A 24,636-nucleotide genomic window follows, 5' to 3' on the forward strand; every position below is an offset into this window, starting at 1 on the left:
TTCCCTCGTCTGCAAAAATACTAGATTGGTAATCCCTCGACGACCAGTATGTTCATTTTCGCCGCATCCTTGCGCGCGGCTTTGGCTGCCTGGTATTCGGGAGAATGATAGAACTTCCTGGCCTGCTCGAGCGAATCGAACTCGACGATCACCAGCCGCTCCGGCGCCGACCACTCGCCTTCAAAAACTTCGAGACGTCCGCCACGCGCGCGATAGCGCCCGCCGTACAGCGCGATCGCCGCCTGCGCCAGACTCTTGTAAGTCTCATAGGCGAGCGGGTCGCTGATCTTCGCTTCGGCCAAGAGGTAAGCCGCCATTAGCGCGACTCCTCGAAACCCGCGGCCTTGACCAGGCGGTCGAGCGCCACCAGCGTCGTCAACAGGCTCTCCATGCGCGCCAGCGGCCAGCTGTTCGGCCCGTCCGAGAAAGCCTTTTCGGGACAGGGGTGCGTTTCGATGAACAGCCCGGCGACTCCCACCGCCACCGCCGCCCGCGCCAGCACCGGGACGAATTCGCGCTGGCCGCCGGAAACGCTCCCTTGTCCGCCTGGCAACTGTACTGAATGCGTGGCGTCGAAGACGACCGGGCAGGCGGTCTCGCGCATGATCGCCAGGCTGCGCATGTCCGAAACCAAATTGTTGTAACCGAACGACGCGCCACGCTCGCAGACCATGATCGTGTCGGCCCCGGCCGCGGCATCGCGGGCCTTGGCGACCACATTGCGCATGTCGGCGGGCGCCAGGAACTGCCCCTTCTTGATATTCACCGGCTTTCCGGTAGCGGCGACGGCCTGGATGAAGTCGGTCTGCCGACAGAGGAAAGCGGGGGTCTGCAGGACATCGACGACGCCCGCAACAGCAGCGACGTCCTCCTCGCGATGCACGTCGGTAAGCACCGGGACGCCGATCTGACGGCGCACTTCCGAGAGAATCTGCAGACCGGCGTCGACGCCAGGCCCGCGCGCCGTCCGACCCGAACTGCGGTTGGCCTTGTCGTACGAGGCCTTGAAGATGTACGGCAAGCCGAGCCGCGAACAGACTTCCTTCAGCTGCCCGGCGACGTCTATGCACAAACCCAGCGACTCGGCGGTGCATGGACCGGCAATCAGAAACAGCGGCTGGTCGACGCCGGCAGTGAAGCCGCAGAGTTTCATGACTTCGCCTGGTACGCTGCGGCAGCGGCGACGAAAGAGGTGAACAGCGGGTGGCCCTTGCGCGGCGACGAGGTGAATTCGGGGTGGAACTGGCAACCGAGAAACCAGGGGTGCGCGTGCGGACCATCGGTCGGCAGCTCGACGATCTCGCAAAGGTCGGTCACCGGTGCCCGACCCGAAACGACCAGGCCGCTCGCCTCGAGCTTGTCGAGCAGGGTGTTGTTGACCTCGTAGCGGTGGCGATGCCGTTCGGTGATCTCGGGCTGCCCGTAAATCAGACGCGCCAGCGTGCCGTCGGCAAGCTTGCACAGCTGCCCACCAAGGCGCATGGTGCCACCCAGGTCGGAGTTCTCGTCGCGCTTTTCGAGCCGGCCCGACGCGTCCTGCCATTCGGTGATCAGGGCGACCACCGGATACGCGGTGTCCTGGTCGAACTCGCTGCTGTGCGCGCCGTTCATTCCGGCCACGTGGCGCGCAAACTCGACAACGGCGAGTTGCATGCCAAGGCAGATGCCGAGAAACGGAATGCCGCCTTCACGGGCGTGGCGAATGGCGGCAATCTTTCCTTCCGTCCCGCGTCGCCCGAAACCACCGGGAATGAGGATCGCGTCCATGCCCTGCAGAGCAGCGCAACCCTGGCGCTCGATGTCTTCGGAGTCGATGTAGCTGATCTTGACCTTGCTGCGCGTCGCGATTCCCGCATGGACGATGGCTTCGGTCAGCGACTTGTACGATTCGGTGAGGTCGACGTACTTGCCGACGAAAGCGACATCGAGCACCCGCTCCGGATTCTCGAGCGCGTGCACGATCGTCTTCCAGACCGTGAGATCGGCGGCCTTGGCGAGAATGCCGAGCTTGTGACAAACAATTTCGTCGAGCATCTGGTCGTGCAGCATGGCCGGGATCTTGTAGATCGAGTCGGCGTCGCGCGCCTCGATCACGGCCTCGCGCTGGACATTGCAGAACAGGGCCATTTTCCGCTTGTCGTCTTCGGGAATCGGCCGATCGGTACGGCAAAGAAGGATGTCCGGCTGGATGCCGATCTCGCGCAGCTCCTTGACCGAGTGCTGCGTCGGCTTGGTTTTCAGCTCACCCGCCGTCGGAATGTACGGCACCAGCGTGAGATGCATGTAGCAGGCGTTGTTTCGCCCTTCCTGCAAACCCATCTGGCGGATCGCTTCCAGGAAGGGCAGCGACTCGATGTCGCCGACCGTCCCACCGACCTCGATGATCGCCAGTTCGGCACCCTCGGCGCCGCGCCGGATGTGCGCCTTGATTTCGTCGGTGATGTGCGGAATCACCTGCACCGTCTTGCCGAGGTACTCGCCGCGCCGCTCCTTCTTGATCACTGACTCGTAGATCTGGCCGGTGGTGAAGTTGTTGCGCCGCTCCATGCGCGCGTTGGTGAAACGCTCGTAGTGGCCGAGGTCAAGGTCGGTTTCTGCACCATCCTCGGTGACGAAGACCTCGCCGTGCTGGAACGGACTCATCGTGCCGGGATCGACGTTGATGTAGGGGTCGAGCTTGAGGTTGGTGACCTTGATCCCGCGCGACTCGAGAATCGCCCCCAGGGATGCGGCCGCAATACCTTTGCCGAGCGACGAAACCACGCCGCCGGTGACGAATACGTATTTGATCATGGAGAGCGCTGCAGCGGGAAAGCCAAATTGTAGCGGAAAAGGCGCTCTGCTCAAACCTCGCGGACATGGCTTGGGAGCTCGCGAGCGCCCCGTCGCCGCAACGGGTCAGCGAATGAACTCGCGGCTGACCGCACGAAAGACGTCCGTCCCGGCCTTTCCCAACCACTCGAAGGCGACCATTTCACGCGACACAATGTCGGCGCCGTGTGCACGCATGCGCTCCAGCGCCAACGCCTTGTCGCTGCTTCGCCGTGAGCCAACGGCGTCGTCGACGACGAAAACACGGCGACCGGCGGCGATCAGGTCAAGCACCGTCTGCTGAACGCAGACATGCGCTTCGGTGCCGGCAACGACAAACTGCGCGCGCTCGCCACCGGGCGCCCGAAACAGGGCCCCTTCGGCGACCGCCGAGAAATGCATCTTCTCGACCAGGCAGTCGTCGGGCAGCAAGGCCCGCAAGGCCGCCATGGTCGGCCCGAGGCCTTGCGGATACTGCTCGCTGCAGATGACCGGGACGCCGAGACGCTGCGCCAGCCGGGTCAACCACAAGCCGGCCTCAAGGACGCCTGCCGCGTCGTGGATGGCCGGGTACAGGCGCTCCTGCAAATCGACCAGCAACAAAGTGGAACGGTCAGCATGGATCAACATCTTCTCTCTCCAGACAATCAAACACGGGTGGCGAGGAAGCGGCGCGTACCCCAGGCGACAAGCAGCAGGCCGATCACGGCACCGCCCAGCATCCAGGGTACGAACGGGCCCAGACCGCCAGCGTCGGGATCGTACACAAAACCCAGCAGGTCGGTGCCCGGCTTGAGCTTGCCCTGCGCGGTGTAGACATCGACGATGTGCTGCCAGCGAGCGATGCTCATCACTCCGGGCTCGACGCCCGCTGGTCGCGCCAGGCCGCCGATCTGGCGCGCCTCGAAGAGCAGCTGCTCGCGGCTCCTGCCCTGCGTGTTGTAGCGGGCGAGGATCAGATCGACCACTTCCTCGGGATGATCGAGCGCGTAATCCAGGCCCTTGACGGTGGCCGCGCGAAACGCGCGCACCATGCCGGGCTGGGCCTGCAGAACGCTTTCCGAAGTGAACAGCAGCGTAGCGTAGAAGTCGATCGCCGCGCTGCGTGGCAGGAGCAGGAGGTAATCACCACTGCCGGTCAGCTCGCCTACCGCCGCGTCGCCGACGAACACACCGACCGCATCCACCTGCCCCGCCAACAGCGCCCGGCGTGCATCGCCGATAGCCGGCAGATGCTCGAATTTCCCTGGCAGCAGCGCGCTCGCCGCGAGGAAGGCCAGTATCTCGTCCTCGGTCGCGCGACCGGTGCCGACGCGCTGGCCGGCAAGATCGCCCGCCGCGGCGATTCCCGGCTGGCGACGGGCCAGCAGGCCCACCGGCGAGTGCTGCAGCAAGGCCGCCAGGGCAATTACCGGCCGCCCGTCGGCACGCTCGACGATCAGCGTCGAATCGAGCGTACCGAAGTCGGCCCGCCCGTCGGCGACCTCCTTGGCCACGTCGACAGCGGGCGACCATTCCCTGAGCGAGACATCGAGCCCGGCTTCGTGGTAATAAGCCTTCTCCAGAGCCGCGATGAAGGCCGCGAACTCGAACTGATACTTCCCGCCAAGCTGCACGGAAACCATCTGCCGAGGCTTGCCCTCGACGGCCAGGCCCTGTGCTCCCGCCGCAGGCAGGGCGGTCATCAGGGCCCAGGCGGTCAGGACAAGCGTCATTCGGGCAAGGGCGCGCAACAGGCGACGCGGGTGATCGGGCCGAGCGCGGAGGCGGGGAAACGTAGTCATCGGCAGCGATGGTAATATGCGCGACGCTGGGTGCCAAGCATTGACTGGACATTGCAGTCGCGCAGGAAGCCGACCCAGGCGGCGGCCGACCAGCGCCGAGCAAGAGATCGCGCAGAATGACGAACGAATTGGCGACTAGCGCCGAAGCCGTCGATCACAGGGTCGACAGGCAGGCGCCAGGGCCATCAAACTGGCGTCTGAGAGCAAATGAACAGCAGTTTCATTCGGGCAGGAGAACTACGCAGATGAAAACAGCCGCACCTCGCACCGCGCTGCTGGCCGCTGCCGTCCTGGCGCTCGCCCTGACCGGATGCGGCGAGAAGTCGGCGGACAGTGCACAGCCGGTCACGCCCGAGGTGGTGGAAAAAACGCCGGCTGAAGCACCGCCACTGGTCAAGGCAGCCATTGCCGGCGACCTGGCGGAAATCAGGGCCTTGCTCGACGCTGGCGCTGAAATCGATGCCACCGACGCACTGGGCAGAACGCCGCTGCACCTGGCCGCGTTCTACGGCCATCCGCGTACGACGGCGCTGCTGATTGCCCGTGGGGCAAACATCGAAGCCAGGGACGGCATCGGAATGACGCCCTTGCATGCAGCGGTGATTTCAGGAGGCCGGCGCGAGGTGGAAACGCTGATCGAGAGAAACGCCGACGTGACCGCGAAAACCGCCGCCGGACAGACGCCGCTCCACCTCTCGGCCGCCACCGGCCAGCCAAAGCTCTCGCAGTACCTGATCGCACAAGGCGCCGATCCGAATAGCACCGACCGCGACGGCAAGACGCCGCTCTTCTATGCCTCGCGCAACGGCCACCCGATCACCACCGGCGTGCTCAACAAATACGTCAAGAACAAGGATTGAGAGCGCGACGGCAGGCGTGGTACAGCACGAGGACCGCACCGCCGTCCGCTAAGGCCACGAGCAAATCAGGCCTTCTTAAGCGCCTCGTCACGCAGTTCGCGGCGCAGGATCTTGCCCACGTTGGTCTTCGGCAATTCACTGCGAAACTCGACCTGGCCCGGCACCTTGTAGCCCGTCAAATGTTCCCGACAATGGGCGATCAGCGCCTCGGCGGTCAGTCCTGAATCCTTCTTGACGACGAAGATCTTGACCGCCTCGCCCGATTTTTCATGCGGCACGCCAACCGCCGCCACTTCCAGCACGCCAGGATGCTGCGCAACAACATCCTCGATCTCGTTCGGGTAGACATTGAATCCGGAGACGAGAATCATGTCTTTCTTGCGGTCGACGATGCGCACGAAACCATTTTCGTCCATCACCGCGATATCGCCGGTAAGCAGGAAACCATCGGGCATGATGACCTTGGCGGTTTCGTCGGGACGATTGTAGTAACCCTTCATTACCTGTGGGCCACGCACGCAAAGCTCGCCGCGCTCACCGAGCGGGACATCGGCACCCGCGTCGTCACGAATTACCACTTCGGTCGACGAGACGGGCAGGCCGATAGACCCGGTGTACGCGGGAATGTCGAGCGGATTGATGGTCGCCGCCGGCGAGGTTTCGGTCAGGCCGTAAGCCTCGATCAACGGCTTGCCCGTGACCAGCTTCCACTTCTCGGCGACCGCTTTCTGTACGGCCATGCCGCCGCCAAGCGTGACCTTCAGCTTGCTGAAGTCGAGGGCGCAGAAAGCGTCGTTGTTGAGCATGGCGTTGAACAGCGTGTTGACACCGGTGATCACCGTGAATGGATACTTGGCCAACTCGGCGACAAAGGCCGGAATATCGCGCGGATTGGTGATCAACAGGTTGCTGGCCCCGACCTTGAAGAAGGTGAAGCAATTCGCGGTCAGGGCGAAGATGTGGTAGAGGGGCAAGGCGGTGACCACCAGATGCCGCTCCTTGCCAAGTGCCGGCCTGATCCATGCATGCGCCTGCGCCAGATTTGCCAGGATGTTGCGATGGATCAGCATCGCCCCTTTCGAAAGACCGGTCGTGCCACCCGTGTACTGGAGAAATGCGAGATCGTCCTGGACGACGGTCACTGATTGCAGTTCCGCTGCCGCGCCCTTGGCCAGCGCGGCCCGGAAACTGACCGCCCGGGGCAGACTCCAGGCCGGAACCATTTTCTTGACGTACTTGACGACGAGATTGACGATCGCCCCTTTCGGGAAACCGAGCATGTCGCCGAGGCGCGCCACCACGATGTGCTTGACCGGCATCCGGGCCACCACCTGCTCCAGAGTCACGGCAAAATTCTCCAGAATGACAATGGCTTCAGCGCCCGAATCCTTGAGTTGATGCTCGAGTTCGCGCGCGGTGTACAGCGGGTTTACGTTCACCACCACGTAGCCTGCACGCAAGGCGCCGAATATACAAACGGGATACTGCAGAATATTCGGCATCATCAGTGCAACACGTGCCCCCTGCGGCAACCTGAGGACCGATTGCAGGTAGGCGGCAAAATCACGCGACAGCTTGTCGAGTTCCCCATACTTGAGCTCGACGCCCATGTTGATATAGGCGACACGATCACGATACTGGGCGACGCTTTTCTCAAAAAGCTCGCCAAGCGACTGAAACTCGTTCAATTCGATCTCGGCGGGCACGCCCTGCTGATAGCTCTTGAGCCAGATCTTTTCCACCTGCTCTCCTCCTCAGTCACGCTGTTTATGGGTGAACCGCTAGCGCCACGTGGCTCGCGGCCTCACGGCAGCGCACCAGCGCAACAACTAACGCACATCTGTGCGCCACTGCTGCAATTCTAAGGGATTCTTGCTGCGCCGACTGCACTTCGCGCGGCAGCAACGTCGCCATGCGGAGCGCTGACGCGAAGCGGCCGTCCGACGATCCATCGCGCGCCAGAGCATTCCGGCAGCACTGCCCGCGCAGCTCGCCCGGGATGCCGCGACGGGTGGCGATGGCGTCGGCGGCGATCAGGACAACGCCATCCAGCGATCAAGACAATCCGGCCCCGGGCGGCGGGCGCCAATGGCAAACCCGCCGTGCCGCAGGCTCAGCGCTCGAGAAGCTTCAGCTTGTCGGGCTTGTTGTTCCACTCGTCGGCATCGTGTGGAGCCTCCTTGCGTTCGGAGATGATCGGCCAGCTCTTCGCCAACTCGGCATTCAGCGCGATGAAAGCCTGCTGCGAGTCGGGCACGTCGTCCTCGGCGAAGATAGCCTCCGCCGGGCACTCCGGGACGCACAAGGTGCAATCGATGCACTCCTCCGGGTCGATGACCAGGCAATTTGGACCTTCATGAAAGCAGTCGACGGGGCAGACATCGACACAGTCCGTGAATTTGCACTTGATGCAGTTCTCAGTAACGACGTAGGTCATTGTCTCTATTCTGAAAATTGAAACGCGCAACACTATAGCGTATTTGCGAACCGCGAGACAGCTCAGCGGCTTCCCTTCCCCGGGTTTTTTCGCTAGCATGGCAAGGCTAGCTGGCACTACGCGTGTGACTTCGTCCAAGCATGCGGCTCGCGTCCGTTACGCATCCCATCCCAGTCCCCCGCAAGAGGCTTCTTTTATGAGCGAACACATCCACCATGTTACGGACGCCAGCTTCGGCGCCGATGTCCTTCAGTCGGAGCAGCCTGTCCTGATTGATTACTGGGCCGAGTGGTGCGGTCCCTGCAAGATGATTGCCCCCCTTCTTGACGACATCGCCAACGATTACGCCGGCCGTCTCAAGGTTGTCAAGTTGAACATCGATGACAATCAGCAGACGCCCGCCAGCTATGGCATTCGTGGCATTCCGACGCTGATGATTTTCAAGAACGGGCAACCGGCAGCGACCAAGGTCGGCGCGCTGTCCAAGCTGCAACTGACCACTTTCATTGACAACAATCTTTGAAGCCGATACCCTGAGTCGGGTAGGTTCGATGGGCGCAAGTTCTGGCTCATAGCCAATCAGGAGCCGGCGCTGAGTCGATTCAGCGCGGCGCCCCCTTCAGTTGAACCTGCAGGCTTCCTCTCCCGACCGTAGTTCCCTCCCGCCTTCGCCGCACCGCGTTCAGTACGCGCTTCGTTCGCGACAGCGCGCGGCGCTTCTGGTTTTTCTCTTCCCGCTCTCCCCCTTCTTCGTCTCCGGCACATGCATCTATCCGAACTCAAAGCTCTCCACGTAAGCCAGCTCCTTGAAATGGCCGTCACCAACAATGTCGAGGGCGCGAACCGCCTGCGCAAGCATGAGCTGATCTTCTCCCTGCTCAAAAACCAGGCGCGAAAAGGCGAGACCATCTTCGGCGATGGAACCCTGGAAACGCTGTCAGACGGCTTCGGCTTCCTGCGCTCGCCCGACACCTCGTATCTGGCCAGCACCGACGACATCTACGTCAGCCCCAGCCAGATCAGGCGCTTCAACCTGCACACCGGGGACACCATCGAAGGCGAAATTCGCACGCCCAAAGACGGCGAACGCTATTTCGCACTGGTCAAGGTCGACAAGATCAACGGTGAAGTGCCTGAAGCGTCGAAGAACAAGATCCTCTTCGAGAATCTGACACCGCTGCACCCCTCGGAGCATCTGAAACTTGAACGCGAGATGCGTGCCGAGGAGAACATCACCAGCCGCATCATCGACATCATCGCACCGATCGGAAAAGGCCAGCGTGGCCTGCTGGTGGCCAGCCCGAAGAGCGGTAAGACGGTCATGATGCAGCACATCGCACACGCCATTACCACCAACCACCCGGACGTCACGGTAATCGTCCTGCTCATCGACGAGCGCCCCGAGGAAGTCACCGAGATGACGCGTTCGGTGCGCGGCGAGGTCGTTGCCTCGACTTTCGACGAACCCGCCACACGTCACGTGCAGGTTGCCGAGATGGTCATCGAAAAGGCCAAGCGCCTGATCGAACACAAGCGCGACGTGGTTATTCTGCTCGACTCGATCACCCGTCTGGCACGCGCCTACAACACCGTACAGCCGGCATCGGGCAAGGTCCTCACCGGCGGTGTCGATGCCAATGCACTGCAAAAGCCGAAACGCTTCTTCGGTGCGGCACGAAATATCGAGGAGGGCGGCTCGCTGACCATCATCGCCACCGCCCTGATCGACACCGGCAGCCGCATGGACGACGTAATCTACGAGGAGTTCAAGGGAACCGGCAACATGGAAATCCACCTCGATCGTCGGATGGCCGAAAAGCGCGTCTATCCGGCGATCAACGTCAACCGCTCGGGCACTCGCCGTGAAGAACTGCTGCTCAAACCGGATGTGCTGCAAAAGATGTGGATCCTGCGCAAGCTGCTCTACAACATGGACGATCTCGAAGCAATGGAGTTTCTGCTCGACAAGATCAAGGCGACCAAGAACAACGCCGAGTTCTTCGACTCGATGCGCCGCTGATCGACGCCGCGATCAGCGGTAGATTGCAGATGATCAAGAAATCACCGATAATCGCGTTCCTTCCAAAAAAGCCTCACCTGCCGATCGCCGATCCTGGCGATGGACGGACTGATCTAACACACAGGACACGCACCAGATGAAAGCCAACATCCATCCTGCATACAACGAACTCGCGGTGACCTGCTCCTGCGGCAACACCTTCACCACCAAGTCGACGATGAAGAAAGACTTGCATGTCGAGGTCTGCGCGGCCTGTCATCCTTTCTACACCGGCAAGCAGAAGATCATCGATACCGCTGGTCGGGTCGAGAAATTCAACCAGAAGTACGGCGCCATGCGTAAATCGGCTTAGGTCAACGCAAGGAGTCGACTGGGGTCGGCAGAAAGGGCAGCCGCGGGGCTGCCTTTTTTATGTGCATCGGCAGAAAACGAGGATGAGCACCAGTTCAGCGATGTCAGCTCCGCCGGAGCAGAAGCGATTGAAGGGGATCACGCTGCCGCCGAGTGGCTGGACTCTGGCGATTCTGCTCGCCCTCTACATTTTTACCGGGCTGATCGGCCACGACCCGTGGAAAAACGACGATGCGGTGACCATCGGCGTGGTCCACGATCTGGTCCGCAACGGCCACTGGCTGACCCTGAGCCTGGCGGGCACTCCCTACCCCGACGCGCCCTTGCACTATTGGGTGGCGGGGGCCACTGGCCACCTGTTTGCCTGGCTTCTGCCACTCCATGAGGCGGCGCGACTGGCCAGCGGCGCGTTTACGCTCCTCGCCCTGGCTTTCATCTATCTCGCCGCACGTGAACTGCACGGCCGCGAGCAGGCTCCGGCCGCCCCTCTGCTGCTGGCCGGCAGCATCGGCTTCCTATTCCACGCCCATGAGGCGCAGCCAATGCTGGCAACACTGACTGCGCACACCGCCGCCTATTGGGGCCTCGCCCAACTCAACAGACGGGCGCTGCGCGGGGCTTGTTGCTTCGGTGCCGCTCTTGGCCTGGGTTTCCTCGCCAACGGTCTGGCGCCGATGCTGCCGCTGCTACCCGTGGCCGCCTTTGCTGCCTGGTACTCCGGCGACCGCCAGCGTGCACTGCTGATGCTACTCGGCTCGCTGCTTGTGGCCGCTTTGCTTGCCGGCGCCTGGCTCGGCCCCTTGCTGCTCGGCGCCCCCGACTTCCTGGCAGCGTTCTGGCAGGGCGAACTGGCCCTGCTCCGTGGTGGCGATCAGCCGCTGCTCAATCTGATGCGTCTTCTTGGCTTGCTCCCCTGGTATGCATGGCCGGCTCTGCCGCTCGCCGGATGGGCGCTCTGGGCGAAACGCCGGCAATTGCGCACGCTCCCCATGGCCTTGCCGGTTCTTGCCTTTCTGTTGACCCTGTTGACCATCATTACCTACCTTGGCGCACGCAGCGCGACCGCCCTGTTACTGCTACCGCCGCTGGTCCTGCTTGCCGTCCCGGGCGTCTCATCGCTGCGCCGAGGTGCGGCGAATGCTTTCGACTGGTTCAACATGATCACTTTCAGTTTTTTTGCCTTGCTCGCCTGGATCGGCTGGTCGGCGCTGGTATTCGACTGGCCGGAGAAACTCGGACAACAGGCGAGGCAACTTGAGCCCGGCTTCGTCGGTCAGTTCAACCTTTTCAGCAGCGCTTTCGCGGTGCTCGGCACACTGATATGGTGCTGGCTGATCGCCACCAGTCCACGCTCGCCGATGCGCGGCATCATGCATTGGATGGCCGGTCTGACGCTGTTCTGGCTGCTCATTGCGACGCTGTGGATGCCATGGATCGACTACGGAAAAACCTATCGCCCGGTATCGGCAGCCCTGGCCAAAGCACTGCCCGAGAAGCGCGCCTGCATCGCCAGCCTGAATCTCGCCGACTCGCTGCTCGCCTCGTTCGACTACTTTGACGGCATACGCACGCTCAGCCTGTCCAGCCGCGCGGGGATGAACTGCGACCTGCTGCTGACACACGGTGCGCCCAGCCCCGCAGGCTGGCAGAAGGTATGGGAGGGGGGACGGCCAGGCGATCGTCGGAACAACGACAAGCTGCAGCTCTACCGGCGCGACGTAGATACGGCCGACAGGGATCAGCCAGGCGGCGCACAGCAGTAAGACCCGCCGGCAGCGACGCTCTCAAGACCGGATGAAGTGCTCGCGGTAGTATTTCAGCTCTTCAACAGACTCCCGGACATCCGCCAGCGCGGTGTGATCGGCTTTCTTGACAAAGCCTTTCGCCACCTCGGGTTTCCAGCGCCGGCACAGTTCCTTCAGCGTGCTGACGTCGAGATTCCGGTAGTGGAACCACGCCTCGAGCTGTGGCATGTACCTGACCATGAAACGACGGTCCTGACCAACCGAATTACCGCACATCGGGCTGACCGACTCGGCAACGTATTCCCGCATGAAGGCCAGTGCCGCCGCTTCGACCGCCCCCTCGTCAAGTGGAGACGCCTTGACTCGATCGATGAGGCCAGAGCGCGCGTGCGTTTTTCGGTTCCACTCGTCCATGGCGTCCAGGCAAGCGTCGTCCTGATGCACCACCCACACCGGTGATTCGGCGATCGTAGTCAGCTGACTGTCAGTGACGATCATCGCCAGCTCGATGATACGATCGCGCTCGGGTTCCAGGCCGCTCATTTCCATGTCCAGCCAAACGAGGTGATTCGCATCCTGTGCCATATAATCCGCCTGAACCGACAAAACGACTATTGTGTCACACCCGCATGCTCAATCCCTTCTCTCTCGCCTTTCTTGCCGCCTTGGCGGTGATGTTCGTCCTGCGTCTCTGGCTAGGCCAGCGCCAGATTTCGCATGTCATCGCGCACCGCACGGCTGTTCCCGACAGCTTCGCCGAACGCATCGAACTGCCCGCGCACCAGAAAGCCGCGGACTACACGGTGACGCGCACCCGTTTCGGGAGAATTGGCCTGGCCGTCGAAGTGGCGCTGCTGCTCGCCTTGACGCTGGGGGGTGGCCTGCAGGCGCTGCACAACTTCTGGTCACCACGACTCGACGGCCTTTCCTACGGCGTCGCCCTGACCTTCAGCGTGTTGGCAATTTCGGCCGCCATCGATCTGCCACTGGCCTATTATCGGCAGTTCGTCATCGAAGAGAAGTTCGCCTTCAACCGCATGACCCCACGCCTCTTTTTCGGCGACCTCCTGAAGCAGGCGGCGCTGGGCGTCGCCATCGGCGCGCCGGTGCTGCTCGCCGTGCTCTGGATGATGGAAGCAATGGGCAGCCTGTGGTGGCTCTACGTGTGGCTCTTCTGGTGCGCCTTCAATCTGCTGATCCTGTCCCTCTACCCGACCTGGATCGCGCCGCTGTTCAACAAGTTCGTCGCCCTCGACGACGGCGAACTGAAAGCGCGCATCGAAGCCCTGCTGAGCCGCTGCGGCTTCAGCAGTTCGGGTCTCTTCGTCATGGATGGCTCGAAGCGATCCAGCCACGGCAACGCCTATTTCACGGGCTTCGGCAAGAGCAAACGCATCGTTTTTTTCGACACCCTGCTCGGCCGCCTGCGGCCCCTTGAGGTGGAAGCCGTGCTGGCGCACGAACTCGGCCACTTCAAGCACCGGCACGTACTCAAGCGGATTGCCGTGCTCTTTGCGCTGTCGCTCGGCTTTCTCGCCCTCCTCGGGCAGCTGATCGATGCCCGCTGGTTCTTCACGGGCCTCGGTGTCGAAACGCAGAATACGGCCCTCGGACTGCTGCTTTTCTTCCTTGCCGGACCGGTTTTCTCCTTTCTCCTGACGCCACTGCTCAGCCTGCTCTCACGCCGCGACGAGTTCGAGGCCGACCGCTACGCGGCCGACAAGGCTTCCGCCAGCGATCTCGTTGCCGCACTGGTGAAACTGTACGAAGACAATGCTGCCACCTTGACGCCCGACCCGCTGCACTCGCTGTTCTTCGATTCTCACCCACCCGCCGCGCTGCGCATTGCACGCCTGCAGCAGGTGTAATCAAAGCAACCGAGGACCTCGCCGCCATGACCACCTTGGACGAACTAAGCCGCGAACATTGCCGCCCCCTGCGCGGCAGCGAACACCTGCTCACTGCTGCACAGGCCAACAGCCTGCTGACCTGCCTGCCGGACTGGTCCGTTTCCGACGGCGGTCTGCTTGAGAAGGAATTCAACTTTGCCAGCTACGCCGCGACGCTGCTCTTCGTCAATACCGTCGCCGGCCTCGCCGAACGCGAAAACCATCACCCGGACCTGGAAGTCGGCTATGGGCGGGTCAGGGTCAGCTACAGCACCCATGACGTGGGAGGCCTATCACGCAATGACTTCACCTGCGCTGCCAAGATCGAGGCCCTGATACGGATCTGAAACTCGCCGGCACCGTCGTCGCCGCCTACGGCCGCCAATACCGCGTCGAATTGGCCGACGGCGCGACGCTTCTCTGCTTCCCTCGCGGCAAGAAGAGCGATGTCGCCTGCGGCGATCGGGTGATGGTCGAGCAGACGAGTCCCGGCCAGGGCGTGATCAGCGCGATCGAAGCGCGCCAGACGCTGCTCTATCGATCGGACCCTTTCAAGCAGAAGCTGATTGCCGCCAACGTCACGCAAGTGATTATCGTCGTCGCCACCGAACCTGCTTTTTCCGACGAGTTGATCAGCCGCTGCATCGTCGCTGCCGAGAGTCAGGACATCGAGCTGCTCGTCGTTCTCAACAAGTGCGACCTTAGCGAGCGTGTGCCAGCCGCCAGCGCAGCACTGGTGCAGTACGAGACGCTCGGTTACCGGGTCGTCAAGCTCAGTGCAACGCACGACGGCGCGCGGCTGCTACCGTATCTCGCGGACCACCTCAGCCTCCTGATCGGCCAGTCCGGGATGGGCAAGTCAACGCTGGTCAATGCCCTGGTTCCCGACGCCCGAGCAGCCACGCGCGAGATCTCGGAAGCGCTCAACACCGGCAAGCACACCACCACCCATTCCCGGCTCTATCGTCTGGGAACGACCAGCGCGCTGATCGATTCGCCCGGGATGACCGAGTTCGGCCTGCACCACCTGTCGCCGGAAGAGATCGCGCTGGCGTTTCTCGAACTTCGCCCCCTGCTCGGCCAGTGCCGCTTTCGCAACTGCCGACACGACCGTGAACCCGACTGCAGCGTACATGCGGCGCTCCGGAATGGCGAAATCAACCCGCGCCGCTATGCGGCGTTCCGCTCACTCTGTGCCGAAATCGGCTAACCCTTCAGGACCCCACTTCCGATGAGCGACATCAGCATTCGCCGGCAACACGGCAAAACCCGCGCCGAGGCCCGTGCCTCCGCCGAACACATGGCCTCCGAATTGCAGGATGAATTCGACCTGGACTACGTCTGGGACGGCGACGTGATGACCTTCAAGCGGCCGGGAATTGTCGGCGAGCTGGTACTCGACAAGCAGGAGGTCACCCTCGACATCAGCCTTGGATTGATGCTCTTCGCCCTCAAGCCAACCATAGAACGCGAAGCTCACCGCTTCTTCGACGAGAACTTTCCCGCCTGATCACTCTCCGCGCCGGTCAGTTGGCCCCTCAGCCGGCTTGCAAGCCCTCGACCAGGGCGATGTATTGGCTCATCGCATCGTCAGCGGCGGTGCCCTTGACCGCCGCCCAGGCATCGAACTTGGCACGACCGACCATGTCGGCAAACCCTGGCCGACGGCCCTCGACGTCGCCATCAACAGCCTGTTTGTAGAGGGCATAGAGCTTCAGCAAGGAAGCGTTGTCGGGGCGCTCGCTGAGCGTCCGGGAACTGGCCACGGCGGCCTCGAACTGAGCCTGTAAATCACTCATGCTGATCTCTCCCGTCGATGAACTGTTTGAATGGCTTGCTATTATAGGGCTTCGCCATTTTCTCCGGGAGCAGCTGCGATGACGGTGCGCGAGAGAGTGTCCCACGTCGATACGGCGTGGCTGCGCATGGACCGGCCGGAAAACCTGATGCAGATCGTCGGGGTGATGATCTTCGTCGGTCGTATCGACGCCGCGCGCTTGAAGCGCACCCTCGCCAAGCGCCTTCTGCGCTATCGCCGCTTCCGGCAAATCGCAACGCTGGACGCTGACGGCGCCTGCTGGGTGGACGATGCCGATTTCGACATCGACCGCCATCTTCGCCACTCGCTGCTTCCCGCTCCCAGCGGCAAACACGAGCTCCAGAAGTTCGTCGCCGAGATGGCCAGCGAACCGCTCAACCCGGCGCGCCCGCGCTGGGAATTCAATCTCGTCGAACTTGCCGACGGAAACTCGGCGCTGGTCGCCCGCATCCATCACGCCATTGCCGACGGGATTGCCTTGATCGGCGTCATGAACACGCTGACCGACGAGCGAAGCGACGCTCCCGAGGATGACCGCCAGCCAACGCAGTCTGGCGCCAATGATTCGGGCGACAGCGATGCCGGCAACGTTCTCTGGCGCTGGGCCCTTGCGCCACTTACCGACGTCACCCAAGGCGTGCTCAGCGTCGGTGGCCAGCTCTGGGGGCAATACCTCGGCCTGCGCAAACAGCCCGGCGCAATCGCCGACTACGCCCGCGTCGCCGCCGCCATTGCCGAGGAAATCGGCAGGCTCGCGCTGCTGCCTGGCGACAGCCAGACGCGTTTCAAAGGCCAGCCGGGCACGGTCAAACGCGTCGCCTGGTCGGAACCTGCGTCGCTGGCCGAGATCAAGGCCTGCGGCAAGCTGCTCGGCTGCTCGGTCAACGACACCCTGCTCTCTTGCGTGGCCGGTGCCTTGCGCGGCTACCTGGTGGCCAAGGGTGAGCGCGTGGAGAACACTGAAATCCGCGTCATGGTGCCGGTCAATCTGCGTGCGCCGGACGACGCCGAGACGCTCGGCAACCGCTTCGGCCTGGTCGCGCTGGAACTACCTATCGGCATCGCCAACCCGCTCGCCAGGCTGTATGCAATCCGGGCCCGGATGGCCGCGTTGAAGGGCTCCTATCAAGCCTTGCTGACCTTCGCCCTGCTCGGCGCAACGGGCATGGCACCGAGCTTCGTCGAGGAACAGGTGCTCAAAGTGCTGGCCAGCAAGACGACCGCGGTGATGACCAACGTCCCTGGCGCGCAGCAAGCCCGCTATCTTGCCGGCGCCAGGATCGACCAGCAGATGGTCTGGGTCCCGCAGGCCGGCGACATCGGCATGGGCGTCAGCGTCCTCTCCTACGACGGCCGGGTGCAATTTGGCCTACTCACCGACAAGACCATGGTCGACGATCCGCAGAACATCGTCGATCGCTTTGCCGACGAATTCGAAAAGCTGCTCTGGCTGGTCCTGTTGCAACCCGTCGACCGGCTCGCCGACCCGAACGCCGTTGCCGAAGACCTGGCCCGCAGCGCGCGCGGCCCGCGCGCGGCGGCGAGCCCTCAGTCGGCCAGTTCGGCGCGCGCAGCTTCGACGTCGAGACGCTCCATCGCGTCCATCGGCACCAAATCCGCGGCTTCCTGATAGAGGCGCTCGGCGTCCTTCATTTTCGCCTTGCCAAACATCATCACCAGAGCATTCGCATATTCAATGCGCGTGATCGCCGAATCGGGATTGAGCTTGAGAGCCGCTTCGAGGAGAGCGTTACCGGTACTCTTCTTGGCGCCGTAAGTGAGCCCGCCGACCATCGCCCCGACCTTGTCGAGGACCTCGGCGTGATAGGCGCCGAGAGCAACCTGCGCATCGGCGTGCCTCGGCTCGATTTCGAGCGCCTGCGTCAGGCTGTGTTTGATCTTGCCACCGAGGCCCTGCGCCAGCGCCTTGACCACCGAGATGCTCTGGCTGTAGCGGCCGAGGGCGTAGGCATGGAGGTACCAGCCATTGGCATCCATCGGCGCTTCCTTCTGCTGCTCCTCGCAGCGTCGGGCGACCTCCAGGAGCAGGGCGCACTTACGCTCGTCATCAGTCTCGAGGTAATTCGCGTAGATGGCGGCCGCCTTGTTGGCCGCGTTATAGCCGGCCAGACCACAGGCCAGACCCGATTCGACGGCCTGAGCAAAGTCTCCGGCGTGATAACTGCGCCAGGCGTCCGCTACTTTCGCATCGTCCGGAAACGGCTCGCAGTCGCCGCGATGCAGGCGTGCCCAGTTCTTCTGCAGCGCAGCACCGGGATAGCTATAGGCTTTTTCGGGATAGGGAAACTTGCGCCAGGCCATGATCTTCCTCCAGGTTCGTGAATCGCCACCGCGAGCCAGCGCTTATGGTCAGAGATACTCTCGCGACAACTTGTCCAGCAGTCCTTTCGACTCTTCTAGCAGAAATGGCGAAATCATCGCCATCACCTGATACACACCTCGTCCAATGCGATCGCTTTCGACCTTGCCGCGCGGATCGCAGGCGTACTCGAAAGACAGCCAGTAACTGGCGATCACCGCCATGTTAGTCGCCAGCGCACGCAGTTCCAGCGTTGTCGCGCGCATGGCACCGGTCGACACCAGGCCCTCGCAGAGAATCGTCGCGGTGTGCACCTTGTGCGCCATGATCTGCTTGAAATGGATCTCGAGAAGCCGATTGCGGGTGAGCAGATCGTTGAGGTCACGATAGAAGAAGCGATACTTCCAAATCTGTTCGAACAGCAAATGCAGGAACAGCCAGATGTCTTCCACGTCGGCCAGGCGGCGCGTCGGCGCAGCGAGCGTTTCCTCGATCTCGCGCTCGAAAGCGACGAAAATCGCCTCGATGATCTCGTCCTTGTTGTGGAAGTGGTAATACAGGTTGCCAGGACTGATGTTCATCTCGTCGGAAATGACGGTCGTCGTCACGTTCGGCTCGCCAAAGTCGTTGAACAGCCGCAGGCTGGTCTCGATGATTCGCTCGCGGGTCCGCCGCTTGGGCTTCTTTTCCATCAGCACCCTATCGCCATGGTGATTGTCGACAGCGGTCAGCATAGCACCGCCGCAAAGCGCAGGGAACGCCGCCTGCCTGAAGGCCTACGCCAAGATCGAAACGATCAGCCTTCTTGCCCCTGCAACCAGAGCTCGAGATCGGCCAAGGACGAATCCAGCGCGCTGACGCTGGTCGCCAGATCGGGGCGGCGCCTGCGTGACAGCAAGGATCGCGTGTGATCCTTGAGCACCCCGAGATTCAGGTGAATGCCATGCCGTTCGAAGATCGGCCGTAGTTCGTGGCGCCGCTGATAGAGGTCCTTGCGGGTCCGCTGATAGGCATGCTCGCACAGGCGACTACGACCACGATAGCTGAAGACGTTGGTGAAGAACATGTCGGCATCGTCACGGCTGGGTTCGAAGAGCACCACGTCGGCATCCTTGAACTCGAGCCGGTAGCGATCCATGCCGGTGCGCATGCGCGAATGGATGATGGCGCGGAAGGTCTGCGACAGGACGACCGGCAAACCGCCTTCGACCAGATGTGCGGGTGCCGGTGTCGGCCGCTCGTGAGGCGGCCGCCTGGCCGCCAGGCGGGAATCAAAGGGCACCAGAGGGTTGATGCAAATCACCAACTCGGCCCCCGCATGCAGCGCGACCGAGGCGTGCAGGGTCTTGATCAAGGCACCATCGACGAAATAGCGCTCGCCGATCCTCACCGGCGGAAACAGACCGGGCAAGGCGGCGCTGGCCTGCACGGCGACGGAAATCGGCACGTCGTCGTGACCTGCGGAGCCGAAAGCCACCGATTCCCCGCTGTCGAGGTCGGTGGCGACCAGAAACAGCCGGTGCTTGAGCTTGCGAAAATCGTTGCTTCGCCCGCCGCTCGAAAACAGCTTGCCGAGCAACTCATCGATTCCGGCGTTGTTGAAAACGCCGGTCGGAATGGCATGGCTGAGGCCCTGGAAAGCCTCGAGCAGACGAACATGCCAGGGGTCGGCGAGGTACTGGCGCAGCGATGACCAGAAGAGCACCGGCACCGACAGGGCGCGCCGAAGGTATTCACCAAAAGCGGGCCGCAACAGCACGCCGGGGTCGAACACTTCGGTGCTATCGTCTTCCACGAGCATCCTGGCCAGCGCCGCGGGGCCAAGCCCGTTGGCGACCGAGGCCGAAAGCAGCGCCCCGGAGCTGACACCTACGTAGATGTCGAACGTCGTAAAGTCGACGCCTTCCAGTGCCTCGGCCAGCGCCGCCATCGCACCGACTTCATAGATTCCGCCGACCGGACCGCCGCCAGCGAGCGCCAGAGCGATCTTGGAACGTCTGCCTGTAGCAGTCATCGAGTAGCCCCTATCGTCGAAGGAAGCAGCGTATGGCGGCCGACGAAACACCGCCTAGCAGCCTGTCGGACTTGATTCCGGCCAAGTCCGCGAATTTCACTATGCGGAACAAAAAAGCCGGATTTCCTTGATTTTCTGGCTTTTCCGAGGGTTTCCCCCTCCTTTTCCCTACTGTGGACGCAATACGGCCAGGCGCTTCAAATTCCATGCCATGCAAACCAGCGTCCACTCACCGGTGACCTTCTTCAAACCGCGCAGAGAGAAGCGGCGAAATCCCATCACCGACTTGATGATCCCGAACACCGGTTCGATGGTCTGCTTGCGTAGCGCGTAGTGCGCTCGTCCTGCCTTGGTCTTCAGCCGATGGGACATGGCCTGTGTTGGCGTGGCGTTGTCAGGCAATAGGGCCGGTTCGCTGTGGCGCTCCCGCCAGCCCGGGTGGTGCTCGTCGCGCGCGACAGCGATCAGGGGATCGATGCCGGCCGCTTCACACGCCTTGATGTTCTTCTCGCTGCAGTAACCGCTGTCGGCGATCAGGCATTCCACGGTGCCGAGCACGTCGACCTGCGCCTTGAGGGTGGCCAGCATCGGCTCGACCTGCTCTTTATCGTTGGGCGCCTGCGAGACCCCGGTGGCGACGACCAGCATCGTTGCCGCATCAGCCGCCGCCTGGGCGTTGTACGCTTGTTTGAAGCCGCCACCGGCCACCGGCATGATGCGCGACTCTTCGTCCGTGAGGTTGACCTGATCACTGGCCCTTGCGCCAGGCTCGGGGGGCTTGGGTGGCTTGCCGCCCAGCTTCTTGCCGGTCGCCTCTTCCTTGGCGGCGCGGCGGGCGACCTTCTCGTCGTACTCGGCCTTCTCCCGCTGATAGCGCTCCTTGGCCCGAGCAGCAATCGTGGCCTTGGCGGCGGCCATGGCTGCCAAGCGATCTTCCCGACGCTTCAGCTCCTCGGGCAGGTCGACACCCGTCGGAAGGTCGGCCTGATCAGCTTTTTCCGCCAGTGCCAGCAATTCCTGAACCTCGGCCTTGAGCTGAACTTCCAGCTTTTCGATATACCCGTGTGACAGCGCACTGTGCCGTGAGGCATTGGCCTCCATCTTCGTCCCATCGAGACAGATGTTACCCACCTTGAGCACCTTCATTTCCTTGGCCATTTCGAGAATCTGTAGAAACAGGTCGCTCAGTTCGTCAAGGAAACGTCGGCGGAAGGCCGCCAGACTGTCGTGATCGGGATGAAGATTGGCGGCGATGAAGCGGAAGGCCACCGAGTCGTAGGTTGCCTGTTCCAGCCGGCGGCTGGAGAAGACACCCGTAGCGTAGCCATACACCAGGATCCCCAGCAGGGTCGCCGGATGATAGGCTTTCGATCCGCGCCCGGCGTACTGCTGAATGAGTTTGGAAAGATCAAGCTGGTCGATCACGTCAACAATGAATCGGGCCAGGTGATCCTGGTTCAGCCAATCGTCCAGCGACGGCGGGAGTAGATAGTCGGTCTTGCGGTCAGCGATAATGAAGTGGGCCATGTGACGACTCGGTAGCTCGAACAAAGTATGATTTTATCATGTACGGCTTACGGCACCGCGAAAGTCCGACAGGCTGCTAGATCTCCGCCCTGCATGTATGTTTCAGCGCACACCGCATCGCAAGATCAGCAGCGGCGCACCACTGCCGACTGAGCGCGGGTCACCGGCGGTCGCGCAGCGGGCTCACCCGGGGGGCGAGCCCGCTGCGCGCCAGAAAACGCTGCCCGCCACTTCCGGAGTCAGCGCAGGCGGTGCAAGCGGGCGACGTGACTACTCACCACTCTTGGGAAGGGTATTCAGGACGTCGGCGGGAGTGACCGGAGCCGCCGGTTTTACCGCTGCGGGTTTGCGCACCGGCGGTTTGCGGACAGCCGGCTTGGCCGCTGTCGCGGCCTGCGCGACGCTTGCCGCCGCCTGCGTCGCCGACTTGACGGTGGCTCTTGGCGCGGCCACTTTGGCGACAGGCTTCCCTTCAGTCAGCGCCTGCACGGCGGCGCTCAGATCGACGACGCGTCTGGACAAGCGATCAATATCCTGCTTGCTCGGTACGCCCAGGCTTCCCAGCGCCCGCGCCACGCGATCCTCGAAAACCTGCTCGAGACGATCCCAGGTACCGGTTGCCTTGCCCGCCACTTCGGCGATCTTCTCGTCGGTGGCCTTGCGCGTTTTCGCCTGAATGCTCTCGCCTTCCTTGACCAGCGCGTCGAACACTTTGCCGCCCTCTTCCTGTGCCTTGGCAAAAGCACCCAGACCCGCTAGCCAGATCTGCTGGGCAGAATCCTTGACCGTCGATGCCAGTTGGTTTTCCTTGACCTCACCCGCCAGTTCTTTGAGTTTCTTGCCCATCTTCATCTCCTTGAACGTACCAATCAAAAGGTGACAAGCTTTTTCGCTTGCCCTGGAAAGCCAGTCTAGTGACAATATCTAGAGGACGCACACTAAAGGCCTAGAGTGCGGCGCCTAGGCATCGACAGTCTAGCAAATACCCACCGCGCAACAAGGCCATGAATCTCGGGAGACAGCAATGAATTACTTCGTTACGGGCGCCACTGGTTTCATCGGCAAACGGCTGGTGGCAAGGCTCTTGGCTCGCCCGGACGCCGTCGTCTATTTTCTGGTACGCAGCGTCGAAGCAGAGCGCCTCGGGGAATTGCGCGAATACTGGAACAGTGATGACAAGCGGGTTATCGCCATCGTCGGCGACCTGACACAGGGAAAGCTCGGAATCTCGAAAACCGATATTCGCAAGCTGAAAGGCAAGATCGATCACTTCTTTCATCTGGCGGCCGTCTATGACCTCAAGGCCAGCGCCGAGGAGCAACAGCGGGCTAACGTCGACGGTACGCGCAACACGGTGCAACTGGCCGAGGAGATTGCCGCCAGGCACTTTCATCTGGTCAGTTCGATCGCCGCAGCCGGACTTTTCGAAGGGCTGTTTCGCGAAGACATGTTCGACGAAGCGGAAAACCTGGAAAACCCCTACTTCCGCACCAAACACGATTCCGAAGGCATTGTGCGCAAGGAATGCTCGATCCCGTGGCGCGTATTCCGTCCGGCCATCGTCGTCGGTGACTCGCGCACCGGCGAAATGGACAAGATTGACGGCCCCTACTACTTCTTCAAGCTGATCCAGAAGATCCGTAAGGCCTTTCCGGCATGGATGCCGACCATCGGCATCGAGGGTGGGCGCATCAACGTCGTACCCGTCGACTTCGTGGTCGCCGCGATGGACCACATCGCGCACCTCAAGAACGAAGACGGTCGCTGCTTCCACCTCACCGATCCAACACCGATGCGCGTTGGCGACCTGCTCAACACTTTCGCGCGCGCGGCGCACGCGCCGGAAATGGCGATGCGCATCAACGCCGCGCTGCTCGGCTTCATCCCGCGCTCGGTGCGCAAGGCGATGTTCGCCCTTACCCCGGTGCGACGCATCCGCAACGCCGTCATGAAAGACCTTGGGCTGCCCGACGATATCCTCGACTTCATCAACTACCCGACCCGCTTCGACTGCCGCGAAACGCAACGCGCGCTCAAGGGCAGCGGCATTGGCGTGCCGCCGCTCGACAGCTACGCGTGGCGCCTGTGGGACTACTGGGAACGCCACCTCGATCCGGACCTGTTCATCGATCGCACCTTGCGCGGCCAGATCGAGGGCAAAGTGGTGCTGGTCACCGGCGGTTCGTCCGGGATCGGCCGGGCGACCATCCGCAAGATGGCCGAGGCCGGGGCCATCGCCATCACCATCGCCCGCGATCAACAGGCGCTCGACGAAACCCGCCGCGAGTTCGAGGCCGCCGGTCTGCAACTGATCACGCACGCCGTCGACATCGCCGACAAGGAGCAGTGTGACGCCCTGGTAAAATCCCTCAACGAGGAACATGGAGGCGTCGACATCCTGGTCAACAACGCCGGGCGCTCGATTCGCCGCGGCATCGAAAACTCCTTTGATCGCTTCCACGATTTCGAGCGAACGATGGAAGTGAACTACTTTGGCGCCCTGCGGCTGACCATGGGTCTGCTGCCAGGAATGCTTGCCAAGCGCAAGGGACAGGTCATCAACATCTCGTCGATCGGCGTCCTCACCAACGCCCCGCGCTTCTCGGCTTACGTCGCGTCGAAGGCGGCAATGGACGCCTGGGCGCGCTGCGCCGCCTCCGAGTTTACCGACCGCGGCATCGAATTCACGACCATCAATATGCCGCTGGTGCGCACGCCAATGATTGCACCGACGAAGATCTACGAGCAGGTGCCGACGCTATCGCCCGAAGAAGCCGCCGACCTGGTTGTCGAAGCGATCATCCACAAACCGGTGCGTATCGCCACGCGACTGGGTATCTTCGGTGCCTTGCTGCACTCGCTGACGCCAAAGGCGGCGCAGATCATGATGAACACCAGCTTCCGCATGTTTACCGATTCCAGCGCCGCCACCCACCAACCGGGTGACACGGCACCGCAAACTGCGGACCAGATCGCCTTCTCGCAAGTGATGCGCGGAATCCACTTCTGACCCGGGCCCGGGCAGTCTACGCCGCTGCGCGGCGCGGATTCCCTGCGCT

25 protein-coding genes are annotated in these 24,636 nt (G+C 62.4%); 11 read left to right on the top strand and 14 right to left on the bottom strand.

What is annotated here, in order from left to right; genetic code table 11:
- Positions 1-20: 20 nt before the first annotated feature.
- The 5 genes from QZ613_RS08940 to QZ613_RS08960 all read right to left on the bottom strand — a co-directional run bounded on the left by QZ613_RS08940 (position 21) and on the right by QZ613_RS08960 (position 4,595).
- A complete protein-coding gene (locus tag QZ613_RS08940) occupies positions 21-317 on the bottom strand; it encodes a DUF1330 domain-containing protein (RefSeq protein ID WP_043569435.1) in 297 nt (98 codons plus the stop codon).
- Positions 317-1,153 carry a 3-deoxy-8-phosphooctulonate synthase gene (gene kdsA / locus QZ613_RS08945; RefSeq protein ID WP_291863482.1) on the bottom strand — a complete coding sequence of 279 codons (837 nt, stop codon included), beginning with the start codon at positions 1,151-1,153 and terminating at the stop codon, positions 317-319. The genes QZ613_RS08940 and kdsA overlap by 1 nt, the downstream gene beginning before the upstream one ends.
- Positions 1,150-2,793, bottom strand: coding sequence for a CTP synthase (locus tag QZ613_RS08950; protein WP_043569439.1), 1,644 nt, complete (start codon positions 2,791-2,793; stop codon positions 1,150-1,152). Before QZ613_RS08950 ends, kdsA begins: the two co-directional genes overlap by 4 nt.
- A 105-nt stretch (positions 2,794-2,898) precedes the next feature.
- Positions 2,899-3,441: a hydrolase gene (locus QZ613_RS08955; RefSeq protein WP_043569441.1), complete on the bottom strand. Its 543-nt coding sequence runs from the start codon at positions 3,439-3,441 to the stop codon at positions 2,899-2,901.
- Between the two features lie 17 nt (positions 3,442-3,458).
- The gene (locus tag QZ613_RS08960) at positions 3,459-4,595 is read right to left on the bottom strand and encodes an ABC transporter substrate-binding protein (RefSeq protein ID WP_291863479.1); all 1,137 of its coding nucleotides are present in this window, start codon (positions 4,593-4,595) and stop codon (positions 3,459-3,461) included.
- 245 nt (positions 4,596-4,840) lie between these two features.
- Between QZ613_RS08960 and QZ613_RS08965 the strand changes: the two genes are divergently transcribed.
- The gene (locus QZ613_RS08965; RefSeq protein WP_291902672.1) at positions 4,841-5,455 is read left to right on the top strand and encodes an ankyrin repeat domain-containing protein; all 615 of its coding nucleotides are present in this window, start codon (positions 4,841-4,843) and stop codon (positions 5,453-5,455) included.
- A gap of 65 nt (positions 5,456-5,520) precedes the next feature.
- Here the strand turns inward: QZ613_RS08965 and fadD are convergent, their stop codons facing one another.
- Both fadD and fdxA read right to left on the bottom strand, forming a co-directional pair.
- Positions 5,521-7,197: a long-chain-fatty-acid--CoA ligase FadD gene (fadD, locus tag QZ613_RS08970; RefSeq protein WP_043569443.1), complete on the bottom strand. Its 1,677-nt coding sequence runs from the start codon at positions 7,195-7,197 to the stop codon at positions 5,521-5,523.
- Positions 7,198-7,568: 371 nt separating this feature from the next.
- On the bottom strand, positions 7,569-7,892 hold the full coding sequence (gene fdxA / locus QZ613_RS08975) for a ferredoxin FdxA (protein ID WP_043569446.1): 324 nt from the start codon (positions 7,890-7,892) through the stop codon (positions 7,569-7,571).
- A gap of 196 nt (positions 7,893-8,088) precedes the next feature.
- Here fdxA and trxA point away from each other — a divergent pair, with 196 nt between their 5' ends.
- The 4 genes from trxA to QZ613_RS08995 all read left to right on the top strand — a co-directional run bounded on the left by trxA (position 8,089) and on the right by QZ613_RS08995 (position 12,026).
- Positions 8,089-8,415: a thioredoxin TrxA gene (gene trxA, locus QZ613_RS08980; protein WP_042333888.1), complete on the top strand. Its 327-nt coding sequence runs from the start codon at positions 8,089-8,091 to the stop codon at positions 8,413-8,415.
- 240 nt (positions 8,416-8,655) lie between these two features.
- On the top strand, positions 8,656-9,912 hold the full coding sequence (rho, locus tag QZ613_RS08985; protein ID WP_043569449.1) for a transcription termination factor Rho: 1,257 nt from the start codon (positions 8,656-8,658) through the stop codon (positions 9,910-9,912).
- A gap of 136 nt (positions 9,913-10,048) precedes the next feature.
- Positions 10,049-10,264: a 50S ribosomal protein L31 gene (gene rpmE / locus QZ613_RS08990; RefSeq protein WP_043569451.1), complete on the top strand. Its 216-nt coding sequence runs from the start codon at positions 10,049-10,051 to the stop codon at positions 10,262-10,264.
- Positions 10,265-10,346: 82 nt separating this feature from the next.
- Positions 10,347-12,026: a glycosyltransferase family 39 protein gene (locus tag QZ613_RS08995; RefSeq protein ID WP_291863470.1), complete on the top strand. Its 1,680-nt coding sequence runs from the start codon at positions 10,347-10,349 to the stop codon at positions 12,024-12,026.
- Positions 12,027-12,047: 21 nt separating this feature from the next.
- On the opposite strand, the gene orn is transcribed toward QZ613_RS08995, so the two are convergent.
- Positions 12,048-12,593: an oligoribonuclease gene (gene orn, locus QZ613_RS09000; protein ID WP_043569453.1), complete on the bottom strand. Its 546-nt coding sequence runs from the start codon at positions 12,591-12,593 to the stop codon at positions 12,048-12,050.
- Positions 12,594-12,637: 44 nt separating this feature from the next.
- Here orn and QZ613_RS09005 point away from each other — a divergent pair, with 44 nt between their 5' ends.
- The 4 genes from QZ613_RS09005 to QZ613_RS09020 are packed head-to-tail and all read left to right on the top strand — an operon-like array spanning position 12,638 to position 15,407.
- A complete protein-coding gene (locus QZ613_RS09005; protein WP_043569455.1) occupies positions 12,638-13,876 on the top strand; it encodes a M48 family metallopeptidase in 1,239 nt (412 codons plus the stop codon).
- A gap of 26 nt (positions 13,877-13,902) precedes the next feature.
- On the top strand, positions 13,903-14,244 hold the full coding sequence (locus QZ613_RS09010) for a 4a-hydroxytetrahydrobiopterin dehydratase (RefSeq protein ID WP_043569457.1): 342 nt from the start codon (positions 13,903-13,905) through the stop codon (positions 14,242-14,244).
- A 50-nt stretch (positions 14,245-14,294) separates the two neighbouring features.
- Entirely contained in the window at positions 14,295-15,107 is an 813-nt protein-coding gene (gene rsgA / locus QZ613_RS09015) for a ribosome small subunit-dependent GTPase A (RefSeq protein WP_291863466.1), read from the top strand.
- A 21-nt stretch (positions 15,108-15,128) separates the two neighbouring features.
- Positions 15,129-15,407 (top strand): polyhydroxyalkanoic acid system family protein, encoded by a 279-nt coding sequence (locus tag QZ613_RS09020; RefSeq protein ID WP_043569462.1) that lies wholly within the window; start codon positions 15,129-15,131, stop codon positions 15,405-15,407.
- A gap of 28 nt (positions 15,408-15,435) precedes the next feature.
- On the opposite strand, the gene QZ613_RS09025 is transcribed toward QZ613_RS09020, so the two are convergent.
- Positions 15,436-15,696 (bottom strand): acyl-CoA-binding protein, encoded by a 261-nt coding sequence (locus tag QZ613_RS09025; protein WP_043569465.1) that lies wholly within the window; start codon positions 15,694-15,696, stop codon positions 15,436-15,438.
- A 78-nt stretch (positions 15,697-15,774) separates the two neighbouring features.
- Here QZ613_RS09025 and QZ613_RS09030 point away from each other — a divergent pair, with 78 nt between their 5' ends.
- Complete coding sequence (locus tag QZ613_RS09030; protein ID WP_291902678.1) at positions 15,775-17,346, top strand: wax ester/triacylglycerol synthase family O-acyltransferase; 1,572 nt, start codon at positions 15,775-15,777, stop codon at positions 17,344-17,346.
- Here the strand turns inward: QZ613_RS09030 and QZ613_RS09035 are convergent.
- The 5 genes from QZ613_RS09035 to QZ613_RS09055 all read right to left on the bottom strand — a co-directional run bounded on the left by QZ613_RS09035 (position 17,265) and on the right by QZ613_RS09055 (position 22,423).
- Complete coding sequence (locus QZ613_RS09035; protein ID WP_291982058.1) at positions 17,265-18,038, bottom strand: hypothetical protein; 774 nt, start codon at positions 18,036-18,038, stop codon at positions 17,265-17,267. The genes QZ613_RS09030 and QZ613_RS09035 overlap by 82 nt on opposite strands.
- A 48-nt stretch (positions 18,039-18,086) precedes the next feature.
- Positions 18,087-18,728: a TetR/AcrR family transcriptional regulator gene (locus QZ613_RS09040; RefSeq protein WP_043569575.1), complete on the bottom strand. Its 642-nt coding sequence runs from the start codon at positions 18,726-18,728 to the stop codon at positions 18,087-18,089.
- Between the two features lie 104 nt (positions 18,729-18,832).
- Positions 18,833-20,050 (bottom strand): patatin-like phospholipase family protein, encoded by a 1,218-nt coding sequence (locus tag QZ613_RS09045; RefSeq protein ID WP_043569578.1) that lies wholly within the window; start codon positions 20,048-20,050, stop codon positions 18,833-18,835.
- Between the two features lie 168 nt (positions 20,051-20,218).
- Entirely contained in the window at positions 20,219-21,577 is a 1,359-nt protein-coding gene (locus tag QZ613_RS09050; RefSeq protein WP_291900786.1) for an IS1182 family transposase, read from the bottom strand.
- Between the two features lie 270 nt (positions 21,578-21,847).
- Positions 21,848-22,423: a phasin family protein gene (locus QZ613_RS09055; protein ID WP_043569469.1), complete on the bottom strand. Its 576-nt coding sequence runs from the start codon at positions 22,421-22,423 to the stop codon at positions 21,848-21,850.
- 178 nt (positions 22,424-22,601) lie between these two features.
- Between QZ613_RS09055 and QZ613_RS09060 the strand changes: the two genes are divergently transcribed.
- A complete protein-coding gene (locus QZ613_RS09060; RefSeq protein WP_043569472.1) occupies positions 22,602-24,587 on the top strand; it encodes an SDR family oxidoreductase in 1,986 nt (661 codons plus the stop codon).
- Positions 24,588-24,636: the final 49 nt, after the last annotated feature.

It is taken from the genome of Candidatus Accumulibacter sp. ACC005 (genome assembly GCF_907163215.1).
Classification (GTDB): domain Bacteria; phylum Pseudomonadota; class Gammaproteobacteria; order Burkholderiales; family Rhodocyclaceae; genus Accumulibacter; species Accumulibacter regalis.

What these genes read in the sequence shown, in the direction of transcription:
- QZ613_RS08940 (WP_043569435.1), bottom strand. Translation starts at nt 317, where the DNA reads ATGGCGGCTTACCTCTTGGCCGAAGCGAAGATCAGCGACCCGCTCGCC.
- kdsA (WP_291863482.1), bottom strand. Translation starts at nt 1,153, where the DNA reads ATGAAACTCTGCGGCTTCACTGCCGGCGTCGACCAGCCGCTGTTTCTG.
- QZ613_RS08950 (WP_043569439.1), bottom strand. Translation starts at nt 2,793, where the DNA reads ATGATCAAATACGTATTCGTCACCGGCGGCGTGGTTTCGTCGCTCGGC.
- QZ613_RS08955 (WP_043569441.1), bottom strand. Translation starts at nt 3,441, where the DNA reads ATGTTGATCCATGCTGACCGTTCCACTTTGTTGCTGGTCGATTTGCAG.
- QZ613_RS08960 (WP_291863479.1), bottom strand. Translation starts at nt 4,595, where the DNA reads ATGACTACGTTTCCCCGCCTCCGCGCTCGGCCCGATCACCCGCGTCGC.
- QZ613_RS08965 (WP_291902672.1), top strand. Translation starts at nt 4,841, where the DNA reads ATGAAAACAGCCGCACCTCGCACCGCGCTGCTGGCCGCTGCCGTCCTG.
- fdxA (WP_043569446.1), bottom strand. Translation starts at nt 7,892, where the DNA reads ATGACCTACGTCGTTACTGAGAACTGCATCAAGTGCAAATTCACGGAC.
- trxA (WP_042333888.1), top strand. Translation starts at nt 8,089, where the DNA reads ATGAGCGAACACATCCACCATGTTACGGACGCCAGCTTCGGCGCCGAT.
- rho (WP_043569449.1), top strand. Translation starts at nt 8,656, where the DNA reads ATGCATCTATCCGAACTCAAAGCTCTCCACGTAAGCCAGCTCCTTGAA.
- rpmE (WP_043569451.1), top strand. Translation starts at nt 10,049, where the DNA reads ATGAAAGCCAACATCCATCCTGCATACAACGAACTCGCGGTGACCTGC.
- QZ613_RS08995 (WP_291863470.1), top strand. Translation starts at nt 10,347, where the DNA reads ATGAGCACCAGTTCAGCGATGTCAGCTCCGCCGGAGCAGAAGCGATTG.
- orn (WP_043569453.1), bottom strand. Translation starts at nt 12,593, where the DNA reads ATGGCACAGGATGCGAATCACCTCGTTTGGCTGGACATGGAAATGAGC.
- QZ613_RS09005 (WP_043569455.1), top strand. Translation starts at nt 12,638, where the DNA reads ATGCTCAATCCCTTCTCTCTCGCCTTTCTTGCCGCCTTGGCGGTGATG.
- QZ613_RS09010 (WP_043569457.1), top strand. Translation starts at nt 13,903, where the DNA reads ATGACCACCTTGGACGAACTAAGCCGCGAACATTGCCGCCCCCTGCGC.
- QZ613_RS09020 (WP_043569462.1), top strand. Translation starts at nt 15,129, where the DNA reads ATGAGCGACATCAGCATTCGCCGGCAACACGGCAAAACCCGCGCCGAG.
- QZ613_RS09025 (WP_043569465.1), bottom strand. Translation starts at nt 15,696, where the DNA reads ATGAGTGATTTACAGGCTCAGTTCGAGGCCGCCGTGGCCAGTTCCCGG.
- QZ613_RS09030 (WP_291902678.1), top strand. Translation starts at nt 15,775, where the DNA reads ATGACGGTGCGCGAGAGAGTGTCCCACGTCGATACGGCGTGGCTGCGC.
- QZ613_RS09035 (WP_291982058.1), bottom strand. Translation starts at nt 18,038, where the DNA reads ATGGCCTGGCGCAAGTTTCCCTATCCCGAAAAAGCCTATAGCTATCCC.
- QZ613_RS09040 (WP_043569575.1), bottom strand. Translation starts at nt 18,728, where the DNA reads ATGGAAAAGAAGCCCAAGCGGCGGACCCGCGAGCGAATCATCGAGACC.
- QZ613_RS09045 (WP_043569578.1), bottom strand. Translation starts at nt 20,050, where the DNA reads ATGACTGCTACAGGCAGACGTTCCAAGATCGCTCTGGCGCTCGCTGGC.
- QZ613_RS09050 (WP_291900786.1), bottom strand. Translation starts at nt 21,577, where the DNA reads ATGGCCCACTTCATTATCGCTGACCGCAAGACCGACTATCTACTCCCG.
- QZ613_RS09055 (WP_043569469.1), bottom strand. Translation starts at nt 22,423, where the DNA reads ATGGGCAAGAAACTCAAAGAACTGGCGGGTGAGGTCAAGGAAAACCAA.
- QZ613_RS09060 (WP_043569472.1), top strand. Translation starts at nt 22,602, where the DNA reads ATGAATTACTTCGTTACGGGCGCCACTGGTTTCATCGGCAAACGGCTG.